Genomic DNA, 22,607 nt, shown 5'->3' with positions numbered 1-22,607 from the left:
TCCCCGTGCTTCTCGATGTAAAAAATCTGACGACCCGCTTTCATACACGGAATGGAATCGTTCACGCGGTGGAGGATGTGTCCTTCAGCCTGGAACGTGGGCAGACACTCGGGATCGTCGGTGAATCCGGATCCGGAAAATCGGTGACCTGTTATTCTCTTTTGGGTCTAATTCCTACGCCACCGGGGAGGATCGAGAATGGATCGGCAGTTTTCGATGGTATCGACCTTCTCAAAGCGCCTGAACATTCACTTCGGAAGATAAGGGGGAAGCGGATTTCCATGATCTTTCAGGATCCGATGACTTCTTTGAATCCTTTCATGAAAATCAGGGATCAGCTGGTCGAGCCTCTGAAACTACATGAAAATCTCAGTGGCAAAGAAGCGTTGATCCGTGCGGTTGACTCCTTGGCGGAGGTCGGGATCCCCGATCCGGAGAAACGAATTGATTCGTATCCGCACGAATTTTCCGGTGGGATGCGCCAGCGGGTAATGATCGCCATGGCATTGATCACCAAGCCGGAATTGCTGATCTGCGATGAGCCTACCACCGCTCTTGATGTCACTGTCCAAAAACAAGTTTTGGATCTGATCCGCGAGCGGCAGAGAGACCTTGGCACGTCGATCATATTCATCACTCACGATTTGGCAGTCGTCTCGGAAGTATGTGATGTCATAAATGTCATGTATGCTGGAAGAATTGTGGAAAGTGCTACCCGGAGAGAACTTTTCAATAATCCCACGCATGCCTACACTCGGTCGCTTTTACAATCGATCCCGGCGGCCCAACCAAAAGGAGTGCCATTGATGACAATTTCCGGTTTACCTCCCAACCTCACCCATCCTCCCAGAGGGTGTGCGTTCAAACCGAGAAACCTTCTGGGCAAGCCGGAACTTTGCCTCACCGACCGTTCTCCTGAATTGAAGGAAATCGCTCCAGGCCATTTTGTTCAAGATTGTCCCGGTTGCCTTACAGACTAAAAATGTGATCGTGCCTGGGCGATGATCAAGCGATCCCCACTGACTTGATAAACCACGCGATTCTTCGCATCGATCGATCTGGAGAACCAACCGGCCAACTCATTTTTCAGTGTTTCAGGCTGCGGAATACCCCCATGGGGACTGCGCATGATTTCGCCAATCAACCTAACAATCCGGCGGGCTTTCTCGGGCTTTTCCGATGCCCAATACTGCATATCCTCGTAACCTTGTGCTTTAAATTCCAAGTGCATCTTCCAAATCTTTCAGGGATTCAAATACAATATTTTCCTCGTCCGGCGCAGTAACCGCCCCTCGCAACCGCTTGAAATTAACGGCTGAGCTGAAAAGGAATTCCGTCTCATCTTCCATAACTTTCGCGGAACTCTCCGTTTGCGCGGCCCGTCCGATCGTCCGTTGTAGAATAAGCTCCTTGATGCTCATCCCCTCCGAGGCAGCAAGCATTTTGATCGCCCGATGCTGTTGATTATCGATCTCTATACTGAGGCGGCTCACATGTTCAAAAACAAACAAATTGAACATTTTGTCAATTAGGAAACCCTTATTTTATGGGAATCTTAATCATCTAGGGAAAAATCTATACGAGGCTCCACGATTCGACGCATCAAATTTGCGGGAGGTCCTGACCTTGATCTTGATAGACATTCCGACCGGAGCTTAGACGTAAATGGCTACTATGCTCTGGATTTGGCTTAGCTAAAGTGATCCCAACCACCGGATAATTCCCTTCCCTGGTTTTCGGCAACCAGAGTTCCTATACGGGTTAATTCGATGTCTGGAAAAATGCTCCTCCAACTCTCGGGTAAGCCCAACGAATCTGCCAAAGTAAATAAAAGTTCAAAATCTTCGCCATCGGTCAGTGCCTGCTGGACGGTGCAGCCATTGTTCAATGGGACGGCGTCCTCATCAATCTGGAATCCGCAGCCAGACGCCTTCGCAAGACGCGGCAAATCGCTGGCAATTCCATCGGAGAGATCCATCATCGCGCTGAGTGCGAAGTTCCCTGTCAACCACGCCGCTTGCTCGACTCTCGGCAAAAAAGACAGATGTTTCCCGCTGATCGACCCTCCTAAACGACCGGTCACCCAGATTTCATCGCCCGACCTACCACCAGAGCGGAGAACAAGCTGCTCACGGCTTACGGAGCCTGTCGCGGAGATAGAGATCACGGCGGCGGATCCTTCCGGAACCCGGCAGGTTTCCCCACCTGCAAGAACAGCTCCATAGCGGGACATACAGTTTCCCATTCCACGGTAGAAGTTTTCGATCCAATCGAGTTGAAGGGATTTGGGTAAAGCCACGGTAACCAGAAATCGCTCCGGCTTTCCCCCCATTGCCGCAAAATCCGATATGACTCTGGCGATAGCTTTCCACCCAACCGCCAGCGGATCCGCGCTTCTTTCATAGTGCACTCCCTCGACCAAAGCATCGGTCTTCAACAACAGAAATCCACTTCGTCCGTCATCGATCACCGCACAATCGTCGCCTGGTCCCTCCATGGTTTGATCAGCCACTGGGACAAGTGTGATCAAGCGGCTGATCAGTGAATCCTCGCCTATCTCACCCAACGTCTTCATTTCCCTGGAGCTTGCGGTAATTCAACATATCGGCTCGCAATCTGTACAACCACCGTCGCGGTATTGAACAAAGCATGGACCGCAATAGGCGCCCATAGCGATCCTGTGATCTCATAAATCGCCACAAGCACCAATCCGAAAATGAATAGAGGCAAGAGCGCGGCAAGACTTCCGTGGGCTGCGGAGAAAATGAGTGCGGTGCAAAGTGCGGCAATCCACGGGCCTGTAAATTTTTTCGCCACGGGATAAAGATATCCCCGGAAAACAACCTCTTCGCAGAGAGGCGCGACGATTGATGCGGCAAAAGCCATAAGCCCCAACAAAAACAGATTTTCCTCCTGCTGGAACATCACAACGCTGTCTTGCACGGCCTCCACCCCGAGACGTTCCATCAGCTCCATATACCCGAATTCATACAAACCGGCAAAAAGTGCCCACATTGAGACAACAGTCACAGGTGCAATCGCAAAAACGAGCGGCCATTTTTTCCATTTCAGTCCCAGCCACTCCAGAATGTTTACTCTTCGCAGCACAATGACGGCGGCTATCCCGGCCATGAAAAACTGAAACCCGATGGAGAAAATCAGGCCGCCCATGCTCATCTCAGGGGCATCTGTTTGTCCTTCCATCGCGGCGTTACCGATCGCTAGAAGGTAGAAAACCATACTGATCATTCCGGCGCCTACGATATCGATCGGCCGATAATACCAGATTGAAACTCTTCCCATATACAGCGCTGGTGGCCCGCCATTGACACGCCGCCTCAACGATGTTGCAGCATATGCCAATAAAAAAATAAAAAACGCCAGTCCGTAGCTGGCGTGCACACTTGTTGCGGTAATCGTATCCATGGGGTGACGGGGTAAAACCTGTGCGCTGTTCCGGCTTCACGCCACAGTAAAATTTACGAATATCTTTAATTTCCGGTTCGCATAGCGATCACTTTTTCCTGCAGGGCTCCGCGCTTCAATTTGCCCAGCTCGGTCGTTGGCAGCTCCTCTACGAAAACCAGCTCGGAAAAACGTTCAATCCCCGCTGCTTCGATCTGCCAGCGGTCGTAGAGCTTTTGGAATACAACCTTTTTTCCCTGAAAGACCGCTACCAGAGCGTGCTCCCGCCGCGGGTCCGGAATGGCCACCACAGCAAATTGATTTTCGCCGAGATCTTCTCCCGCCAACGAGATGAATTTCTGCTCCACCGCCTCCAAATCAACAAGTTCACCTAAAATCTTCACTATGGAATCGACGCGTCCCTTCGGAATGATCACATCCCCTGACAATTCTGCCCGGTCGCTGGTCTGCCACCAATCCCCGAGTCTCGGCCGGTAGAGCCACTCATTATTTTCCTGCTCAAAAGAACCTTCCAACAAGGCATTTCCTCTGATCATCAATCTGCCGCTATCAGAAAGTCTGGTCTCCCAAATAGGGAGGATTCTAATCGGTGATTGGACAAAGCTTTCCCTCAACGACGCTATTTCCTGAGTTCCGACCTGGGAACAAGTTTCTGTCATCCCAAAACTAGCCAGCACCGGCCATCCACGGTTTCTAGCCGTCTGCCCCAGGACTGCATCCAGTCTTCCCCCGCCTACGACGATCGCCCGAAGACTGCTCGGCGAGCTCAATCCGGCAGCCATGAGATCGTGAAGCTGGGTAGGCACCACAGACACGTGAGTCACAGCTTCGTCAGCAAGCCACTTCCGGAATTCCTGTGGATTCCATTTTCCGTTAAAAACACTCAATCCGCATTGTGCCGCGTGAGCGCGCGCCACCACGCCAAAACCTCCGACATGGTTCATGGGAAGAGAAAGCCCCCAACGGGACTCACCATCCACGTCCAACCACTGGTTCACCGCATTTGCCGATATCTGGAGGGCGGACTTTGAAAGGACGACCCAGCTACCCCCTCCCGTAGTCCCCGAGGTCCTGAAAAGCACACAGGACTTCAAGCCATGGAGCGCCGGATGTCTTTCACCGGATTTTGCAGCAATTTCACACGAATCACTTTCCCAGAATTCCGTGGATTTTATCAAAGACAGATTCATCCGCTTCCAATTACAATCTCATCCAAGGAAGAGAGGACAGCTCGTCATCAAAGCCTAGTCCCGTGCCCGCAGCTGCTGTAAATCCCGGTTTCCAGTCTCCCATTCGTTCGACAAATTCGTTTTTCTCGAACAGGTGGTGAGTCTGCACGCCGCAGACTCCGACCAGCCCGGGAAAGATTAATTCTGTCCGCGCAGCCTCCCAGGCCGCAAAGCTCTGACCCAGAGGATGATCCATATAACTCGTCATCACGACTCGTTGCTGATTCATTGCAGCGGCTTCACTGAGCAAAAATGGTTCATCTACCGCCGGTTTTACCACCGTCACCTGTGCGGCTTTCCTGTGGGGACCAGATTCCCGATCCACAGCTAGACGGATCCGATGCTTTTTCCATAGCCTATCCCAGCCGCTTTCGGAAAATGCGGTGATATCCTCCAGAAAATCAACCGCCATCCGAGTTTTTGGCGAAAGAGCAGAGAGAAAAGCGTCCGCCTCATCCGGCCCCAGCGTTTCATTGAAATCGAGCCGCCACTTCAGTTGCGGATATTCGCTCACCATACTCTCGATGAAATCACTTTCGTCGCTGAGATTTCGCCCCGCTTTCATTTTGACAATTGAAAATCCCGCCTCCACTGCCAGCGCAATTTCCTTTGGGCTGGCATTCACCAATGTCGCATGGCTTTGCGGGACTTCCATCTCCTCGAAGAGTGACTCTTCGGCACTTCTTGCAGCATCGTCGAACTCTGCACAGCGCATGGCTCTCTTTACGATCGGCCAAAATCTCCGGCCTCTCAAGTCCTCCAAACACTTGGATAAAGGAGGATCGCCCAGCTCCGGCCACGGATGAATACACCCGAAGCCATTACCAGCACGGATCAAAACCCCCTCGAATTCCCGCCTCGCGGATACCGAGTTAAGAAACCCTCTGGATTTCAAGCGGTAGGGAGAGATCCAGACATCCTGTCGTTTGAGGAATTCCATAATATTCTGCCGGACTATGGGTCTATCCCAGGAGTTCGTAAGCGATCATTTCCCACTCCTTCTCGGAGCTCAAGCCACGCTCCGGCATTTCGCGGCCAGCGCGGGAATACCAATATGCCGCATTGCCGAGATCGCCCTCTTCCCGATGCAACCAGGCGTGAATCCACGAGCCGGCTTTGCCCGTAACTTCCTGGCAGAGATCGTGGGCCGCATCCCATTTCCCCGCACGTGCATACCAAAGGCATTCCGCCAAAACAGAAAGGCCCGTAGGTGGAGCACCATCGCTCGCGGCGGATTTTGAAAGTTCATCGGAATTCATGTCGCGGCTAACGAAACGTAAGGATTGATCCACCGCAAAACAAATTTCTCGCTCTTGGCATTCATGTTCCGTTTGAAAGTGGAATCTATCGATTTCCTCTAGCCGAAACGCTCTCATTGCGCTTTCATTCCGGCTATGAAGTCTCCATTCCCCTATCTTTTGGCAGCCATGGTTCTAGTCTCTCCTACACTCAAGGCGGAACTTCCAGCTTTGGATGAAAAGCCTTGGTTTGGCTATTTCATAGGCGTCAGCGAGCGAAAATTCCAATTTGGTATCACCGACAAGGGCGAGGCGATTCTGCAGCCGCTAAATAGCCGCGGCGAGATTCTCAGTCTTTTCAACCCGATCAAATTCGATATCGAAATTTTGGAAGCCACACCGAATGGCAAGGATGTCAGTAAACAAATCATATCCGGCAGCCTGGAATCCGATAGCCCCGCGACTCTGGATCCCTCCAAACCCATCGTTTACCGTGGTAAAGTGACCGGCGACGCCGCATTTCAGGTCGCATTTCTCCCGGAACGTGGCGGATTCTCAGTCACCGGTAAAATTACCGATAACGGCTCACTCAAAAATCCACTTCGGTTCTCCATCGCCCTCCGCTTCGATCCCTACGCAAAGACCAAGCTCGATTCCCCCAAAAAGGAGGAAGAGCATGAAAAGAAAATCAAACGCGACACCCTCAGTTTCACTACCAAAGGCGGTGAGCGGGAAAAGTTCAAGCTGACGGAAAGTGTATCACTGTCCGAAAAATTCCCAGACGGTTGCAGTGAGCTCTCCTTCGAAGCGGAAGGCTACGACGGCACGGAATTCACCGTGGCAGCATCCGGCGAATCCAAAATCGTGCTTGAGAGCAAATCCACGGAAGCACTTTGGCACGGCATCGAGCTCCGCTGGGAAATGAGTGCCGCTGCGGATCCCGCCACCGAAAAGCTCATTTTTACAGCAAAGTAATTTTTTCTTCATCGTTCGAGCCAGCTGTCGGAAGCCCGGGCAACTGACTGCTTGGCGGCCACGGATTCCTTGAAAACCCCTATGGATGTTCGTTGACTGCCTCGATATTTACGCACAAGCTGCCTTCGCAACTATTCGCAACCCCAATCTATATATGACTCTACTTCGACGTTTCCTCAGCATGGCACTCGCCGCATCGCTCATCACCATGGCCGGCGCACAAGAGGCCAAGATTAAAATCGCCACTGTGGATATGCAGGAACTTTTCAAGCAGTATTACCGCACCAACGAGGCACAGAAACAAATCAACCTTGAGCGTGCCCGTATCCAAAAGGACAACAACGAGCGCCTCGGCCGCATCCGCGAGCTGGAAACTAATCTCGGGAACCTTAAAAAGCAAATCGAAGACCCATCAATCAACGATTCCAAGAAACAGACACTTTTCAAAGACTGGCAAATGCAACAACAGGAAGGCATCGCTCTTGACCGCGAGCGTCGCGAATTCCTTCAGCGCAGAAACCAAGCGCTCAACGAGAAGATGGTTCAGCGTATGAAGGGGATCCTTGAAGAAATTCGCAAACTCGTGGAAGAACAGGCAAAAACCGATAACTATGACTACGTATTTGATAAATCCGGTCTTAGCACATCGCAAGTCCCCTTCCTTCTTTACACCAAGGATGCTACCGATATCACCGCGGGTCTTCTGAAAGATCTCAATAAGGACGCGCCTGCAGAGTCCGCACCTGCAGAAGAAGAAGCCCAGGCTCCGGAAGCAGGAGAATAATTCTAACATTCAATACTTTGGCAATCAGCCTAAGTCTTTCGGAACTCGCCCAGCGCATTGATGGCAAAATCATCTGCGGTGAGGCGGGTTCTCTCTTTTCCGGTATGGCCGCCCTGGACATGGCGGGTGCTGACGACATCAGCTTCCTCGGAAACGAAAAATATCTTCCCCAGTTCCTTGCGACAAAGGCAGGCGCTGTTCTTGTGCCCACAGGATATGATTTCAATACCAATGGCCCGGCACTGATCGCTGTAGAGAATCCGTCACTGGCCTTCGGTATTGTTGTAAAACACTTCGCGGCACAGGCAAAATCTTTCCGAGCAGGCGTGCATCCCTCAGTCAGTGTTTCAACCAATGCACTTTTTGATCCTGATAAGGTCTGCCTTCATCCGGGAGTCGTCATCATGGATGGAGTATCCATTGGGGACGGTTCTGAAATTGGGGCGAATACGGTGATCCACGAAAACGTTGTGATTGGCCGAGATTGTAACATCGGCTCAAATGTCACCGTTCGGGAGCGAAGTGTGCTGGGAGACCGTGTTGCCATCCAGCCCGGAGCAGTCATAGGATCGGATGGTTACGGCTATGAATTTTCCGGAGGTCGCCATGTAAAGATCGACCAAGTGGGGATTGTCGAAATCGGAGATGATGTTGAGATCGGAGCGAACACCACGATCGATCGGGCACGTTTTGGGAAAACGATTATCGGCGAAGGAACCAAAATCGACAATCTTGTTCAAATCGGACACAACGTCGTCATTGGCAGGCACTGCTTGATTGTTTCCCAATCCGGCTTGGCAGGCAGTTCCAAAATCGAAGACTACGTGACAGTTGCCGCACAGGTTGGAATTGTCGGACATGTCGTCGTTGGTTCCAAAGCCATCCTCACCGCTCGCACAGGGGTCACCACTGATCTCGAAGGCGGAATCACATATTCTGGAAAACCGGCTTTACCAATCAAGGAAGACACGAAGATTCAAGCTCACGTGCGTCGTCTACCACAGATGCTGAAACGGATAAAATCACTTGAGAAATTACTTTCCCGAGTGGATTAGGTATCATGCTAACTGGGAAATAGCCGCCTATGTTTGATTTCACCTGGTTTTCCGAGCCCGATGCCTGGGCCGCCCTCTTGACGTTGACGCTCTTGGAAATCGTTCTTGGGATCGACAATATCGTGTTCATCTCTATCTTGGTGGATCGTCTTCCCGAGGAGAAACGTCCAAAAGGTCGCACCATCGGCCTGGGATTAGCAATGCTTACCAGGCTTTGTCTTCTCGCTGCAATCAGCTGGATGATGAGCTTGAAAGCTGTTTTATTCTCGATCCCGTTTCATCCATTATTATGGAAAATGTCTCCATATGCGGCAGAACATGACGGACAGCTAGGAATATCGGGGAAGGGCTTAATCCTACTCGTGGGCGGCTTTTTCCTGATTTGGAAAGCCACGAAGGAAATTCACCACAAGCTAGAGGGCGAGGAAGAGCATCAGGCAACAAGTAAAGCGGCAACCTTTGGGGCGATCTTAGCCCAGATCGCGGTCATTGATATCGTCTTCTCTTTGGATTCCGTGATCACGGCTGCTGGAATGGCTGATCATCTTTCCGTTATGATGCTCGCTGTGGTGGTTTCTGTTGGTGTGATGATGTTTGCAGCAGGTCCCATTGGGGAATTTGTTTCAAAACACCCATCGGTAAAAATGTTGGCTCTCTCATTTCTCATTCTCATCGGCACAGCATTGATTGCTGAGGGCCTGCATTTCGAGATACCAAAAGGTTACATCTACTTCGCTATGGCATTTTCACTGGGTGTCGAGTTGCTGAATCTAAAGATCCGCAGCAACAAAATTTCGCCAGTCCATGTGCCCGAGCCTTGAATGATTTACCTTAAAGCTTCCAGATCGGCACATCTGCCTTCAGGCGGTCAATCGAATCCGCGAGGAACCTGAGTCCTTCCGCCCTATGGGAACTTAGCACACGTATGTATAGTGAAGCTTCTCCTACGGGCACGAATCCCAGCCGATGGATGAACTCCACAGTTGTGCATCCATGGATACTCCCAAGTTCTTCCAGATGGCTCCGGAGAACCTTATCTGCCATCTCGGTATAGGCCTCGTATTCCAGTCCCTGAAGCGGTCTACCATTTTCCATTTCCCGAACAAGGCCTTGAAATTCCACAACGGCTCCAATTTCCCGGTTCGGGAGGTTTAAATCCGGAACAATGATCGGATCATTGGTAAAGCTGATAGATATTTTCATAAGGACTAGAAAGCCATTACCCTCCCGAAACTGGCGGGATAATCGCTATTTCGCGGACCTGTTGCATCGGCTGATCCCAATCGTAGAACTCGCAGTCAACTGCGACGCGAAGGCCATCCAGATTGGAATTGGGAGCGATTTTCTCCAGCACCTCCCGCGGTGTTGCTCCAATTTCTATTTCTGTTGTCATCTCAGAAAAGCCAAAGACTTCGCGGGATTGGGCAAAGGCAAGAATGGTGATATTCATAACTGGATCTACGCAACAATCCGCTCCTCCGGGCATTCTTTACCGTCTAAGAACAGATCAATACTATCAGCCGTTGTTGCAGCAATCGCACCCAGCGCTTCTTCGGTCAAGAAAGCCTGATGGGACGTTACCAATACATTGGGAAAGGTTAAAAGTCTTGAAAGCACATCATCCTGAAGGGCTGTTTCCGAGTGATCCTCGAAAAAGACACCCTCCTCTTCTTCATAAACATCCAGGGCAACACCTCCAAGCTGACCACATTTCAGCGCAGCAATCACTGCCGCACTATCAATTAACTTTCCGCGGCTGGTATTGAGGAGGTAAGCTCCTTTTTTCATTTGAGAGATCGTTTGCTCATTCAGCAGGTGGTAGCTCTCCGGAGTCAACGGAAGATGGAGACTCACGATATCCGAAGAACCAAGCAAGGTCTCTAGTTCTGTATATTCGATCTTATGTTTTCCGGACCACTCCTGATCCGGATACAAATCATAAGCCACAACATTACAACCATAGCCGCGGAAAATTTGTGCAGTAATCTTGCCAATTTTTCCTGTCCCGAGAATTCCCACCGTTCTTCCGTGAAGATCAAAACCTACCAACCCACCGAGAGAGAAATTCAATTCTCTCACACGATTGTAGGCCCGATGGATTTTCCGGTTCAGGGTTTGAAGAAGTGCCACCGTATGTTCAGCTACAGAATACGGTGAGTATGCGGGAACACGGACCACGGAGATCCCAAGTTCCTTGGCGGCCCCAAGATCAACATTATTGAATCCCGCACAGCGGAGTGCGATCAGTTTCACTCCCAAACCGCCAAGGGCTTCGAGACAGCTACGATCAATCCTATCATTTACGAAAACACAGACGATCTGTGCTCCATGGACCGAAGTAGCGTTTGCCTTGGAGAGACGGAACTCATGGTATTCGATCTGGAGGTTGTGGGTCTCCGCTGCACGATCGAAATACTTTCTGTCATAGGGCTTCGTATCGTAAAACGCGATTTTACGCTGGCTCACTGACTCGCTGCTCATGGCGGAGGAATAGCACAATTTTGCTTCTCTGTCCTGCGGGATTCCAAAAAATCCGAATATTCCTTATTCCGCAGGTTGAACATTCGGGACCGAAGGTCCTTGTGCCTGCATAAAGTTGGTTTTCGCTCTCAAAATCAATGTGCCGAGCAAGTAATCTGCGATCGGCAGCACAACATTGAAATTCTTATGCATATAACGATGGTGCAGCAGATGGTGCCCGTTCAATCTACGGAACCATGAAGGTTTCTCAACACGGCGGGCCTTCGGTAGATGCATGCACCAATGGATATATTCGTAAAAACAGTAGTAACTGGTGAAGGCGAGAAACCCTCCGAGAGCGAATCCCCACTGGTTGCTCAGAAATGAGATAATCGCAAATGGAACCACCCCGATGACGATGAGGAGCGGACCATTCCACCATGCCATAGGGATGGTCTCCTTGTCCTTTTCATTATGAAGGTGGTAGGTCTGATCGGCTTTGAAAACCTGATGGTGGACGACGGCATGAGCCTGAAACGCATACCGGAAATTCCAAACCGGCCGGTGCATCACGTATTTGTGCAGAGTCCACTCAAAGAAAGAGGCAAAGACGATGCCCAGAACACAGCCGATTAGGCACCAGAAGAAGAAAATAATCATGATAATTTATAGAAGCCCGAACGGGCGGTGGCTGATCTATAGAGGCGAAGCTCGGATAACAAGCCCTCCTTGGAACTCTTTTTACCACCAAAGTCGTTCGAATCCTCCAAGGATAAAAAATCCCATGGGATAATTTCCATCCCATGGGACTATTGTAAAAACTGGGCAATTATCTCAGCTCAGCGGGATGCCTGAGCGGCATCCTCATTGTTGCTGGAATTGGTCTTCAACGAGCCTTCGGACTGGGTTTCCGCCCATGAGTTGAAATCGCTCTCTGGAACCACTTCCATGGTTCCAATCATATTTCCATGGCCTTCGCCGCAAAGCTGTCCACAAACGACGTAGGTTTCCATGGTTTTGACAGGCGTGAACCACATCGGAATTTCTTTTCCTGGAATCGCATCCTGCTGCACGCGCATTGGAACGATTGCGAAGTTATGAATCACATCCTTTGTGCCAATATTCAAAACGGCCGGGCGATCAACCGGAAGCTTGAGAACCGGGGCAATAAAATCGTCTAGCGCGTTTGGATCCGTGTAATCAATGCCAAGGTCGTTGGAGCCTGAGATCAAAGCTGCATCAGTGCGTCCGAACTTCCCATCAAGTCCCGGATAATGATAAGTCCATCCGAACTGCCAGCCGACAACGCGCACCCGGACAGGATTCATTTCTTGAACCTTTTCCCATCCATCAACGCGTTCCGCCCAAAGCGGAAATGCAAATCCGAGAAGGAGGACAGCCTCGATAATGATAACTGCAACCTCCATGTGGCTGGAGAGGTGGCTTCGAACGCCGTCGTAGGATGCCTTTGGATTCTTTTTATGCCAGAATTTGAATAGGCAGATGAAGAAGAAGATCGTCCAACCGATGAACAATGCCAACATGAACCAATGGACAACGTCCAAAAGGTGATCGACTTGGCCGCCGTGAGCGGAATAGTTGTCAGGAAGTCCGAGAAATTTAGTGGGGCTCATTGTATGAAATAGAAACAGGGAAACAGAATAAAAAGGAGGATCGGTGCAAACTACTGATGAACAAAATCATCGCGCAATTCGGGGTCGAGATTCTCATTCTCGCGTCGTGCGATGCGGAGCATGAAGAAACCCACGCCTCCAAGAACAGCGAGAATAACGACCAGCAGCGCGAAAATCGAATAACCCGCGGCATCTCCCCCGCCCTCTACCATGGAGACACGGCATGTGGAGCAGGCCAAGGAATTAAAAAACTGGATCATAATCAGAGGTGCAGCTTTGCAGCTTTTTTGAGGAAATATACTCCGTAAACGGGCATGAACAGAAGACCGGCAGCTCCGATGAATCCCATGCTATTTGTCAATGCGGAGCGCTCCGGAGCAAGAGCAAGGGCCCACGTTAGAAGGAATGCAAACAAGAGAGTGCAGACTGTGACGAAAACAATATGGAATCCACGGAGTGACATAATATAATTGGATATTAGTTGTAGAAATACGCGTCAAAGATCGGGCTGCTTTTCGCGAGAGCGATCAAGGCGAACATTGCTCCACACAGTAACAATGCATTGAAGAAAATCCAATAGATCGATTTTTTTTCGTGGTTCAAGTGCATGAAGATGAGCGCCACCAAAGTCGCCTTGGTGGTAGCGATACACAGGCCAACAACTGCATCCCATTTGTCGAAGCCGTGCTCACCCACATCGAGCCAGTAGAGCCACTCCGGCGGGTCTGCCACGAGGACAGTTAGCACAGTCCCGATCAGTAGTGCACCGAAAACCTTCATGTAGGTTTGCTTGGATTTCTGAATTGCTTCAATCGAATCAGCCATTTGGATAGTCGCGTTAAGTTGGAAATTGATTAATTAATAGGATTACATCAGGTAGAGGATCGGGAACACGAAGATCCAAACCAGGTCCACGAAGTGCCAGAACAGCCCGCCGACTTCAACCCGGTTGGCAAGCCATTCGGGATTCTCCAGATACATTTTGCGGCCGAAGAAAAGATAATAGGCAAGAACCAAGGCTCCTCCAATAACGTGAAGGCCGTGCAATCCTGTTATGGTGAAGTAAATCGCGTAATATGTGTTCCAAGCAGGAGAGAACTTTGCAGCAAAGCGGATCTCTTCACGAGGAACGGAAAGATGATGGAAGGTCTCTTCACCACGTGCCTCATAATTAGGTCCGAGGAATTTCTCCTTCGCCAACTCCATGCCCGAGAGCTTGATGTTATGTTGTTGCTCTCCTTTTTCCGCAAATTTGTCCCAACCTATACGATAAAGTTCCTTGTGAGTAGGTTCACGCTTTGGATTCCCATTTTCATCATAGCCGTATCGGTCAATGAGCTTCTTCTTCAGCTTCGCAACATCCTCCTGATGCCATTCCCAGGCTTCACGGACGAAGGCGTTGTTTTTCATCAACCAAGAATTGTTGATCGCGGATTCCGGTGAAATTCCTTTTTCCTCGGCCTTCATGACAAGATGCTGGAAATCGATCGCATCGACATTGTGGAAAACCATGGGACTGGCTTCGAGTTCGCCGTCAACTACCGTGTCATCGCGAAGACGCGATTGATTTCCACCTTCCTGAATGTCGCGGGGTTTGAAGAGGAGCACGACTGGTTTACTGAAAACAAACTGAGCATTTGAGATTTCAGAGAGCAGCTTGGGGCTGAGAGCATCCATATCGATATTAACATCCGTAGCCAGTTCCCAGCTCTTCTTATCCGGGTTTGTCTGCTTGGCATCCTTCCACTCTTTGCGGAGTGCCGCGGTGCGTAGGATCGAATTGTGCTTACGTGCTTTGAGATGGGCTTTCTTGATTTTATCCAGTAGCTCGACGGAAAGTTCCGTGCCTTTTGGTGCTACTACGGTCTCCCCCTGGCCTTCTTCAACGACAGCCTTAATGTCTTCAGCCAAAGCGATTGTGGCTCCGGCATGCTGGGTTTCCGCCAGGATCTCTTCTACCCACGGAGCGTAAAAACGAACTACATTGAAAGTGAGCTTCTCCGTTCTCACACGGATCATATTCTCTTCGATTTTGTTTCCGTTGTGATCTTTTACATACTCATCACCTTCCTTTTCATAACCCAAATGACCTTCCACGACAGAGTAATCATTTAACCGGACCGCTTGGTGATGGAATTTCACATGATATTCCACACCTTTCAGCACCATGAACAGGACAGAGCAAATGATGGTGATGCTCATAAAGATCTGGAACTTCTTCCATTCCCGCATTTTTAGCGCCGCCCAAGCGAAGACCACGGTGACAGAGGAACCGATCAGAACGAACGTGTTGATCAAGCCCGGCAGCACGGGCAAAGTGCGTTCCGGCCAGGGATAATCAGCTCCTAGGCGCAGAAAGATATAGGCTGAGAAGAAACCACCGAACAGCATTACCTCGGATGCGAGGAATAACCAGATGGCGATTTTTGAGTTGAAAAGACCCGTATCTTTGCGGGCGTCTACGATATATGGGATTTCCATTTCTTGAGAATTTACGAGTGATCTTTGTTCAGTTTTGCCCAAAGGGTTTTAGGTCCGCTAAGTGGCAGTGACTGAATTTCAGTGAGTGTTTTCCTTGGTGCTAGCGATGGACGGTTCGCCCGAAGCTTCGTCAGTTGTCTTTTTCGGAGCAATCCACTGCGGGTAGTAGTCTTCCTTGCAATCCGGACGGGAATATTCGTAAGGCCCGCGATAAACAGCGACATCAAAGATGAAGTTGCCATGTCCCGGAGGTGTCGGCGTAGCCCACTCAAGGGTTGTCGCGTCCCATGGGTTGTCACTTGTAACCTTGCGGCCAGCTTTCAGGGATAAGAACACATTGATGATGAATGGGATTTGAGCGATCGCCAGGGCCCATGCTCCCATGGACATCACGATATTGAGATCGATGTGCTCACGAACCGCATTTCCGAAAACGTTCACACTGTCTGACGCTTTGGCAAGGTATGCGTCTCCGCCGTTATACCAGCGCCGGTGGAAACCTGCCATTCCTTGGACCAACATTGGGAAGAAGATCAGGTTCATGCAAACCAGGCTCGGCCAAAAGTGAAGATGGCTTAACGCGGTATTCATGTGTCTGCCGGTCATCTTCGGATACCAGTGATATACACCAGCGAAAAGGCCAAAGAGGATACCTGGAGCAACCACATAGTGGAAGTGACCAATTACGTAGTAGGTATCGTGGAGATGGAGGCCCACAAGGTTGAATGCTAGTGGTAAGCCGGTGAGACCACCAATACCGAACATCGGAATGAAAGCGCACGCCCACATCATCGGTGGGGTGAAGCGAATGGAGCCACCCCAGAGCGAGATCAGAAGAGCTGTAATGATAATCACAGATGGCACGGAGATCAGAACCGTTGTCGTCTGGAAGAAAGTGGAAACCGCAGCTCCCATGCCCGTCATGTACATGTGGTGGGCCCAAACAATGAAGGAAAGGAATCCCAACAGAAGGACGGAATAGACCATCGACTTATATCCCCAAAGTGGTTTGCGGGTGTTTGCAGGGATGATCTCCGCGACACAGGCGATGGAAGGAAGCAGCAGAACATAAACTTCCGGATGCCCGAGGAACCAGAAAAGATGCTGGAACAGTAGTGGAGAGCCGCCACCGGAAAGATCCGCAAGGCCTTCACTCTTCGTGAACAAGCCGGAAGGCATGAAGAACGAGGAATGCCCAACCCTGTCCATCAACTGCATGATTCCGGCCGCTTCAAGCGGAGGGAAAGCAAGAAGCAAGAGGAAACCAGTAACCAGCATTGCCCAAACAAAGAATGGAAGGCGCATCCATGTCATTCCACGAGCGCGTAGATTGATGATGGTGGTAATGAAGTTCACCGATCCCAGCAGAGAGGAGGTGATCAGAAGCACCAGCCCCACAAGCCATTGGGTTTGTCCCGCAAGCCATTGGTTGACGATCTGTCCGTCCGCAAAACCAGCGAGCGGTGAATAGTTTGTCCAGCCGGACTTGGCAGCTCCGGACTCCAGGAAAAACGAACCGCACATTACCAAACCACCAACAAGGTAAATCCAGTAGCTCATCATATTGAGCTTTGGAAATGCCATATCCACTGCTCCGATCTGGAGAGGTGTGACATAGTTTCCGAAAGCGCCAAAGCCGAGTGGCACAATTCCAAGGAAAACCATGATCGTTCCGTGCATCGCGCCGAACATATTGTATGTTTCGCCGGTGACTTTTCCGTCCTGCAACCAGCGTGCCTTCCAGCTGTCGTTGAACAACCAGCTCATCCATTGCGGGAGCGACTCATGGGGATAGGCGATGCTCCAGCGCATCACCATCATCAGGTAAAAGCCGAAGGCAAGGAACAACAAAGCTGTGATGCCATATTGGATACCGATGGTCTTATGATCGGTGGAGAAGACGTATTTCTGGAGAAAATTCTGCGAGTGATGATGATCGCCGTGATCATCATGCGAGTGGTCGTTTCCAGAGTGAGATGCAGCTTGGGCGCTCATAGGTTGTTCAGGCGGAGATATGTTCGGTTAGGTGAGAAGATTTTTGCGCATGCAAGTCGCATTCGCAAAGAAGTAATTATTCGACTGGCTGGAGGTTCACCGGATTTACCGGAGTCGTCGGATCGAGAGGCTCGCCGGGAAGCATCGCCATGTGTTTCGCCGCAATTTCGTCTGCGGTTACAGGTGTATTCGGATTTTCCCTTGCAGCGGAAATTTCCAGGGCCTTTTGCGCCATTTCCACGGTCACAACATCTCCACTGGAGTTTCCGAAACTGTTGCGGACATAGGTCATAACACCCGCGAGGTCATCCGCAGACATACCCGTGCCTTGTGCAGGCATGATGCCAGCACCATAGGTTTTCCCGGTGCTGATAGGGCCTTGGATACCATTCAAAATGATCATCGCAAATTTTTCCGTGTCGCCCAAAACGTATTCGGATCCGGCAAGAGAAGGGTAATTTGCACCATCTCCCTTACCATCGGCTCCGTGACAGCCATTACATTTGGAATAAATTTTGGCACCGCGTGCAGAGAAAGCTGCAAGTGCAGGCTTGGGAAGTGGTTCTTCATCGCCGCCCCCGGGAGCCTTTTCGCGAACGTAACCTTCGCGGAAAGTATCGCCGTATTTAAAAGGAACTCCGGCGTTGTCCAATACACCACCGGCGATAAGTAGCACGATCCCGCAAGCTACAATAATCCCGAGGGATGCAGGCTCGTGGCCGTTATCTGCGATACGTTTTTCGCGGGCGCTCGCTGCTGACTCACGGACTACACGGCCGTGCGCCTGCGTAACGTTGATCGACTCGTCGAGATCAGGTTTTGGGTTCGATTGCGGATTGTTCGAAGACATGGTGGAAAAATTGCTAGGAAAAACTGGAAAAGGCGTTGTGAAAAATCAAGGAGCTGGTGCTTCTTCAGCTGGTGCATCAGCTGGCTTCGCCGGAACCGCAGGTGCCGCTTGCTCGGCAGGAGCTGGTGTAATGGGAGCAAAGTTGAGAGAATCTGGAACAGCCTGGTCCTTTTTCAATGACAACAGATAGGACACCAGGGCACGGGCTTCAGGTTTCGGGCTGATTTCGCCACCGTTTTTGCCAGCGAAAGGCAAAGCTTCGTCAGATGGATTTCCTGTCAACTGAGTCTCGTTGAAAAGGAAGCGGAAAGACGGACAGGTTGAAAGACGGCGCTCAGGTTTCCAACGTGGATTATACAGATGTCTATAGAGCCATTCTTCCGGGGATATATTCTTGGAGTAGAGAGCCTCAACCCGACGACCGAGATTCGAAAGATCCGGCCCCATGCGCATGATCCCGATTTGCGCGAAATCCTCACCGGCATAGTCATAAGCATTGGTCTCACGACGAGTATCGCCACGATCTTCATCCGCGGCCAGACCCGCCCAATCGGGGCGAAATAGATCATTTCCGGCGTATGTCGGCCGTATCAACTGGCTGTGGCAAAGATAACAACCATTCTCAGCATAGACCTCGGCACCGTCGGTGATTCTGCCAGCACGCTTGGGAATGAAAACAGCATCTGTGCCGATGGCGTCCTCACCCATCGAGAGCGGCTCAATTGAGCGCATCTTGAAATATGGGACGACAATTATAGCCAACCATGCGACTCCGAAACTTGCGAAGAGGCTGAGGAAGAAAGTGCGGAAGCTCATTTTAAGGAAAAAGTAAAAGAAGTAGATTAGTGGGCGGATACAGTCCCGGAATTGTCGATGTCACCTTCGGCACCGTGTGGGCTGTGCCCGTGGCTGGCCACAAGCAACGTCGGGTGTGTGCTACGGCGACCAAGACGAAGCCACATCACGGTAAGGTGAAGGAAAAAGAACAAATTTGAGAAGAGGATGAAGCACCAGGCGATCGTGATGGCCCAAGCGTATGGATAGGCTCGCAATGCTGCGGAGGTCCATGGCTGGTCAAACGCTTCCTGCCCGATTCCTTGCTGGATGCCGCCGAAAATTGCGACGATTGCAACGGTTACAATTCCATAAATTGAGAAAAAAAAGTGCATCTTGATGAGGCGGCGTGAGAGCCACTCGCGCTGCGTGATACGCGGCACGATGAAATAGATCCCTCCAAACATCACGAGACTGAAAAACGCATACAGTGCGAGAACTTCGAAACCATATCCGGACATCGAAAACTGGCTAAGTTTCAGAGTTGATCCCGGGAGATTGAGGAAAACCGCTGCGAAGGCCATCACGATCAAGCCAACGATACCAGCCATTGTGAACCGTAGCGTTGGACTATTGCTGACTGCTTCACTATCAGCAAAGGCGGTGCGTAGAAGATTCATTGCTGCCGTAAATGCCGGAATAAAGAAAAGCACTGTGGCTCCTGCACCAAGGTATGGGATGAAATATGGGATCGGCGCACCGGTAAGCTTCTGCATCCCAGCCCAAGGCATAATAACCGCAAGCGACCAGAAACCGGTTTTGGCCAGAGAGTAACTACGGATCGGACGTCCGGATACCTTCGGAGTCAGATAAAATGCTACTCCCAGCGCGATCGGCGTGAAGAATAGAAAGATCAGGCTCGATTTATACCATGCGTTGATCCCAGCCGCCATCACCGGATTGCCTGGAACGATGTGCAGCAAAACATTGGCAGTGATATAGACCCATGGAAACCAGATCATTGCCGCCATGAGATACCATTGGGAGATATATACGTGTCCGGCAGGACGAACCTGGAACTGGATGAACGACCAGATCACAATCGCAAAATAGCTGAGCAAAAGCACAGGCCAAGCAAAGCTTGGAAACTCCATCCACGGCATACCCGTGCCATGTCCGGCAAGTATTCCGATAATGCCTGCGGACACCCCGAGATTCCAGATATGTCCTGCTGTCAGGATGATTCCGGCAACGCGGCATTCCTGGCGGGAGAGACGAGCCATCAACCAAATGACCAATCCAAAGGCAGCCTGAAAGCCCCATCCATAAATCAATGCATTCAAATGAGCAGCCTGGGTGCGACCGTAGGTGAGCCACGAGCAACTATCCAGAAACTCGGGAGAGTGCATTTTCGCGGATGAAACAATACCGAGAATTATCGATACCGCAAGCCAGGCGGCACCGCTGGTAAGGAAAAACATCACCGGGTGGCGCAGCGAGCGGTCAATCCCGGCGCGAAGCTGGGCATCCTGTTCGTTGCTGGTAATTTTATCTGTAGACATCTGGAGTGGGGAAAAACGTTTTAGCTGTGGTGCTTACGGTTGTGTGAGTTCTTCAGCCGTAACTTGTGGTTTGCCGACTTCACCGCGAAGCGAAGCGACTTGCTCAGGCTTCACTGCCGAGCCTTTGTTTCCGAAACTATTACGGATATAGGTGAGAACGCCTGCAATTTGCTCATCGGTTTGATAAGCCATTGGGGTCATCCCCGCTGGGAACTCATATTGTTGCCCTTTTACAGTGATGGGGCCTTTAAGTCCCCGCAGTTGGATCAGGATCAAATTTGAAACAGGGCCTGTAACCCATTCTGAACCAGCCAATGGTGGTGCGGCGGCAGTCCCCTCCCCATTCTGGCCGTGACAAGCTCCGCATACGAGGAACTGTGCCTTTCCTATCTCCATCTGCGCAGGATCAATTGGTGCATCCTCATCTTCGGCGGGAGCATCAATGTTAGATAAATCAGGACCCGGAGCTTCTTCAAGCTTCCTTGCGGTTTCGGAGCCGGGAACAATCTGCTCCGGCTTCTCAACGGCGGCCGGCTTGGAAGCGATCAAGGCTTTTGCAGCTGTCGGGATTACTGCTTCAATCTGCTCAGGTGAAATTACCGCTGCCTGGGCTTCATCTACTTCTGTCTTGATCTCATATCGGATCTTGCCAGCGGCATCCTCGGGCTCCTGGCCTTTTCTGAAGATTCCGAATGCGGCTCCGAAGCCAAAAATCAAGGCAAGAAGGAGAGCGAAGAAAGTAAAAATCCCGAGGCCATCAAAGAAAGCTTTGATGCGGATCAGAGGGTTGTCGCGAGTGGGGTCCATGCGTTTGGGGAACAGAGTGGAAAATTAGTTACTATGATTTGCGGATTCCAGAATACGGGGATCGCGGTTTGGATAGAGCGAATGTTGGCAGATGGCGCGGATCAGGAAGAATACAAAAGCAGCACCAATGGTGATGAAAGCAAGGATGTCCCCCCAGAAGGCACCGGGAATGGAGGTTGAAATCTCGCCAAACACCTCGGGTTTTATATTTCCCAAGGAAACGCCCCGCTCCGGGATGGTGATTAGGTAGTGGTCCAGCACGTGCATGCAGAGAGTGTAAACCGATACGATTGCAAGATACTTCGGCTTTTTCTTCAGCCACGCCTGTAGGAGCACAACAAAGGGAACGACAAAGTGGGCGAATACCAGGATGATCATCCCCGTGTTCCAGTTACCGGTGTTTCGGATCAGGAAATAGGAGGTTTCCTCCGTAATGTTCGCATACCAAATGAGGAAAAACTGGGAGAAGGCGACGTAAGCCCAGAAGACAGTGAAGGCGAAAAGCAACTTACCCATGATATGGAAATGCTCCGGACCTGTGACATGCTTCAAATGTCCCTGGCTCTTGAGATACGTGCAGACGATAATGATCACTGCCATGGAGTTCAAGGTGGACCCAGCGAAGAGGTAAACACCCCACATTGTGGAGAACCACTTGTAATCGAGGCCCATGAGGAAGTCGAAACCGGTGAAGGTGATCGTCAGAGCGAAGATGATCAGCGTATAGGTCGAATGTTTCCGGGCAAGGAATAGCCGTTTAACACCGGGATTGGGATCTGTATCTTGATCCGTAGAGAGTTTACGGAGGAAATAGATAACTGCGGACAGGCCAACTCCGTAGAATATGAAACGACCATACCAGAACGGCATATTCATATACCAATGTTTGTTATACAATAAGTGATCGGTATGGTGAAGATACTCTTTCATATCAGCTTCGCCAGCTCCGCGATGGATGTTCATCCATTCGTAAAGATACTGGTTCACCTGAGGCAGTAGCAACGGCAAGCCGAAGAGGAAAACCCATGGATATGTAGCACCAAGATTCTCAAAAGTGCGCCGGACCGATGTCCCCCACCCTGAGTTGGAGACATTGTGGAGCAGAGTCCAGAATACCCCGCCGATTGATAGCGTAAGAAAGAAATAGTAGGCGAAAACCCATGAGTAGGCGAAGCTACCGCGGATCTTCTCAGGTGCGAGGAAGAGCAGATACAAACTGATCAATGTGCCGATGGCGGCAACCGCGAGGCAGATTGTTTTTACCTTGGCGACCTTCGATTTATCGAGGTGGTCACCGTTAATTGCTAGGTCAGCGGATGTTACGTGATGGGACATCT

Annotated in this window: 27 protein-coding genes; 5 read left to right on the top strand and 22 right to left on the bottom strand. The window is 50.7% G+C overall.

Annotated elements, in window-relative coordinates; genetic code table 11:
• The first annotated feature begins 5 nt into the window (after positions 1-5).
• Positions 6-980, top strand: coding sequence for an ABC transporter ATP-binding protein (locus ACFSSA_RS15175; RefSeq protein ID WP_386821476.1), 975 nt, complete (start codon positions 6-8; stop codon positions 978-980).
• On the opposite strand, the gene ACFSSA_RS15170 is transcribed toward ACFSSA_RS15175, so the two are convergent.
• The 7 genes from ACFSSA_RS15170 to ACFSSA_RS15140 all read right to left on the bottom strand — a co-directional run bounded on the left by ACFSSA_RS15170 (position 977) and on the right by ACFSSA_RS15140 (position 5,947).
• Entirely contained in the window at positions 977-1,231 is a 255-nt protein-coding gene (locus tag ACFSSA_RS15170) for a Txe/YoeB family addiction module toxin (protein WP_386821475.1), read from the bottom strand. The genes ACFSSA_RS15175 and ACFSSA_RS15170 overlap by 4 nt on opposite strands.
• Positions 1,215-1,520, bottom strand: a complete 306-nt coding sequence (locus tag ACFSSA_RS15165; protein WP_386821474.1) for a hypothetical protein — start codon at positions 1,518-1,520, stop codon at positions 1,215-1,217. The genes ACFSSA_RS15170 and ACFSSA_RS15165 overlap by 17 nt, the downstream gene beginning before the upstream one ends.
• Positions 1,521-1,690: 170 nt before the next feature.
• Positions 1,691-2,575, bottom strand: coding sequence for a thiamine-phosphate kinase (locus tag ACFSSA_RS15160; protein WP_386821473.1), 885 nt, complete (start codon positions 2,573-2,575; stop codon positions 1,691-1,693).
• Positions 2,572-3,426, bottom strand: coding sequence for a CPBP family intramembrane glutamic endopeptidase (locus ACFSSA_RS15155; protein ID WP_386821472.1), 855 nt, complete (start codon positions 3,424-3,426; stop codon positions 2,572-2,574). Before ACFSSA_RS15155 ends, ACFSSA_RS15160 begins: the two co-directional genes overlap by 4 nt.
• A 65-nt stretch (positions 3,427-3,491) precedes the next feature.
• The gene (locus tag ACFSSA_RS15150; RefSeq protein ID WP_386821471.1) at positions 3,492-4,616 is read right to left on the bottom strand and encodes an AMP-binding protein; all 1,125 of its coding nucleotides are present in this window, start codon (positions 4,614-4,616) and stop codon (positions 3,492-3,494) included.
• 10 nt (positions 4,617-4,626) lie between these two features.
• Positions 4,627-5,595 (bottom strand): hypothetical protein, encoded by a 969-nt coding sequence (locus tag ACFSSA_RS15145; RefSeq protein WP_386821470.1) that lies wholly within the window; start codon positions 5,593-5,595, stop codon positions 4,627-4,629.
• A 22-nt stretch (positions 5,596-5,617) separates the two neighbouring features.
• Positions 5,618-5,947, bottom strand: a complete 330-nt coding sequence (locus tag ACFSSA_RS15140) for a hypothetical protein (RefSeq protein WP_386821469.1) — start codon at positions 5,945-5,947, stop codon at positions 5,618-5,620.
• 102 nt (positions 5,948-6,049) lie between these two features.
• On the opposite strand from ACFSSA_RS15140, the gene ACFSSA_RS15135 reads away from it, so the two are divergent.
• From ACFSSA_RS15135 to ACFSSA_RS15120, 4 genes are all read left to right on the top strand, one after another.
• Complete coding sequence (locus ACFSSA_RS15135) at positions 6,050-6,868, top strand: hypothetical protein (RefSeq protein ID WP_386821468.1); 819 nt, start codon at positions 6,050-6,052, stop codon at positions 6,866-6,868.
• Positions 6,869-6,953: 85 nt separating this feature from the next.
• Positions 6,954-7,652, top strand: a complete 699-nt coding sequence (locus ACFSSA_RS15130; RefSeq protein WP_386821467.1) for an OmpH/Skp family outer membrane protein — start codon at positions 6,954-6,956, stop codon at positions 7,650-7,652.
• Positions 7,653-7,669: 17 nt separating this feature from the next.
• On the top strand, positions 7,670-8,707 hold the full coding sequence (gene lpxD / locus ACFSSA_RS15125) for a UDP-3-O-(3-hydroxymyristoyl)glucosamine N-acyltransferase (protein WP_386821466.1): 1,038 nt from the start codon (positions 7,670-7,672) through the stop codon (positions 8,705-8,707).
• Between the two features lie 29 nt (positions 8,708-8,736).
• On the top strand, positions 8,737-9,528 hold the full coding sequence (locus tag ACFSSA_RS15120) for a TerC family protein (protein WP_386821465.1): 792 nt from the start codon (positions 8,737-8,739) through the stop codon (positions 9,526-9,528).
• Positions 9,529-9,538: 10 nt separating this feature from the next.
• Here ACFSSA_RS15120 and ACFSSA_RS15115 read toward each other — a convergent pair whose 3' ends face one another.
• The 15 genes from ACFSSA_RS15115 to ACFSSA_RS15045 form a co-directional block, all read right to left on the bottom strand.
• Positions 9,539-9,910 carry a molybdenum cofactor biosynthesis protein MoaE gene (locus tag ACFSSA_RS15115; protein WP_386821464.1) on the bottom strand — a complete coding sequence of 124 codons (372 nt, stop codon included), beginning with the start codon at positions 9,908-9,910 and terminating at the stop codon, positions 9,539-9,541.
• 16 nt (positions 9,911-9,926) lie between these two features.
• On the bottom strand, positions 9,927-10,157 hold the full coding sequence (locus tag ACFSSA_RS15110) for a MoaD/ThiS family protein (protein WP_386821463.1): 231 nt from the start codon (positions 10,155-10,157) through the stop codon (positions 9,927-9,929).
• Positions 10,158-10,165: 8 nt separating this feature from the next.
• A complete protein-coding gene (locus ACFSSA_RS15105) occupies positions 10,166-11,188 on the bottom strand; it encodes a 2-hydroxyacid dehydrogenase (RefSeq protein ID WP_386821462.1) in 1,023 nt (340 codons plus the stop codon).
• Positions 11,189-11,251: 63 nt separating this feature from the next.
• Entirely contained in the window at positions 11,252-11,827 is a 576-nt protein-coding gene (locus tag ACFSSA_RS15100) for a sterol desaturase family protein (RefSeq protein ID WP_386821461.1), read from the bottom strand.
• 179 nt (positions 11,828-12,006) lie between these two features.
• The gene (locus ACFSSA_RS15095) at positions 12,007-12,801 is read right to left on the bottom strand and encodes a cytochrome c oxidase subunit II (protein WP_386821460.1); all 795 of its coding nucleotides are present in this window, start codon (positions 12,799-12,801) and stop codon (positions 12,007-12,009) included.
• 50 nt (positions 12,802-12,851) lie between these two features.
• Positions 12,852-13,061, bottom strand: a complete 210-nt coding sequence (locus tag ACFSSA_RS15090) for a hypothetical protein (RefSeq protein ID WP_386821459.1) — start codon at positions 13,059-13,061, stop codon at positions 12,852-12,854.
• Between the two features lie 2 nt (positions 13,062-13,063).
• Positions 13,064-13,264 (bottom strand): hypothetical protein, encoded by a 201-nt coding sequence (locus ACFSSA_RS15085; RefSeq protein WP_386821458.1) that lies wholly within the window; start codon positions 13,262-13,264, stop codon positions 13,064-13,066.
• Positions 13,265-13,278: 14 nt separating this feature from the next.
• Positions 13,279-13,626: a cytochrome C oxidase subunit IV family protein gene (locus ACFSSA_RS15080; protein WP_386821457.1), complete on the bottom strand. Its 348-nt coding sequence runs from the start codon at positions 13,624-13,626 to the stop codon at positions 13,279-13,281.
• 42 nt (positions 13,627-13,668) lie between these two features.
• The gene (locus ACFSSA_RS15075; protein ID WP_386821456.1) at positions 13,669-15,282 is read right to left on the bottom strand and encodes a cytochrome c oxidase subunit 3; all 1,614 of its coding nucleotides are present in this window, start codon (positions 15,280-15,282) and stop codon (positions 13,669-13,671) included.
• 78 nt (positions 15,283-15,360) lie between these two features.
• Positions 15,361-17,277, bottom strand: a complete 1,917-nt coding sequence (locus tag ACFSSA_RS15070) for a cytochrome c oxidase subunit I (RefSeq protein WP_386821455.1) — start codon at positions 17,275-17,277, stop codon at positions 15,361-15,363.
• A gap of 76 nt (positions 17,278-17,353) precedes the next feature.
• Positions 17,354-18,127, bottom strand: a complete 774-nt coding sequence (locus tag ACFSSA_RS15065) for a c-type cytochrome (RefSeq protein ID WP_386821454.1) — start codon at positions 18,125-18,127, stop codon at positions 17,354-17,356.
• 45 nt (positions 18,128-18,172) lie between these two features.
• The gene (locus tag ACFSSA_RS15060; RefSeq protein ID WP_386821453.1) at positions 18,173-18,943 is read right to left on the bottom strand and encodes a cbb3-type cytochrome c oxidase subunit II; all 771 of its coding nucleotides are present in this window, start codon (positions 18,941-18,943) and stop codon (positions 18,173-18,175) included.
• Positions 18,944-18,969: 26 nt separating this feature from the next.
• On the bottom strand, positions 18,970-20,463 hold the full coding sequence (locus tag ACFSSA_RS15055) for a cbb3-type cytochrome c oxidase subunit I (RefSeq protein WP_386821452.1): 1,494 nt from the start codon (positions 20,461-20,463) through the stop codon (positions 18,970-18,972).
• 33 nt (positions 20,464-20,496) lie between these two features.
• Complete coding sequence (locus ACFSSA_RS15050) at positions 20,497-21,270, bottom strand: c-type cytochrome (protein WP_386821451.1); 774 nt, start codon at positions 21,268-21,270, stop codon at positions 20,497-20,499.
• A gap of 24 nt (positions 21,271-21,294) precedes the next feature.
• Positions 21,295-22,605 (bottom strand): hypothetical protein, encoded by a 1,311-nt coding sequence (locus ACFSSA_RS15045; protein ID WP_386821450.1) that lies wholly within the window; start codon positions 22,603-22,605, stop codon positions 21,295-21,297.
• Positions 22,606-22,607: the final 2 nt, after the last annotated feature.

The organism is Luteolibacter algae (assembly GCF_042683045.1).
Lineage (GTDB): Bacteria > Verrucomicrobiota > Verrucomicrobiia > Verrucomicrobiales > Akkermansiaceae > Luteolibacter > Luteolibacter algae.
The sequence above is the reverse complement of the archived record's forward strand: the minus strand, read 5'-3'. Positions and strand labels throughout refer to the sequence as shown.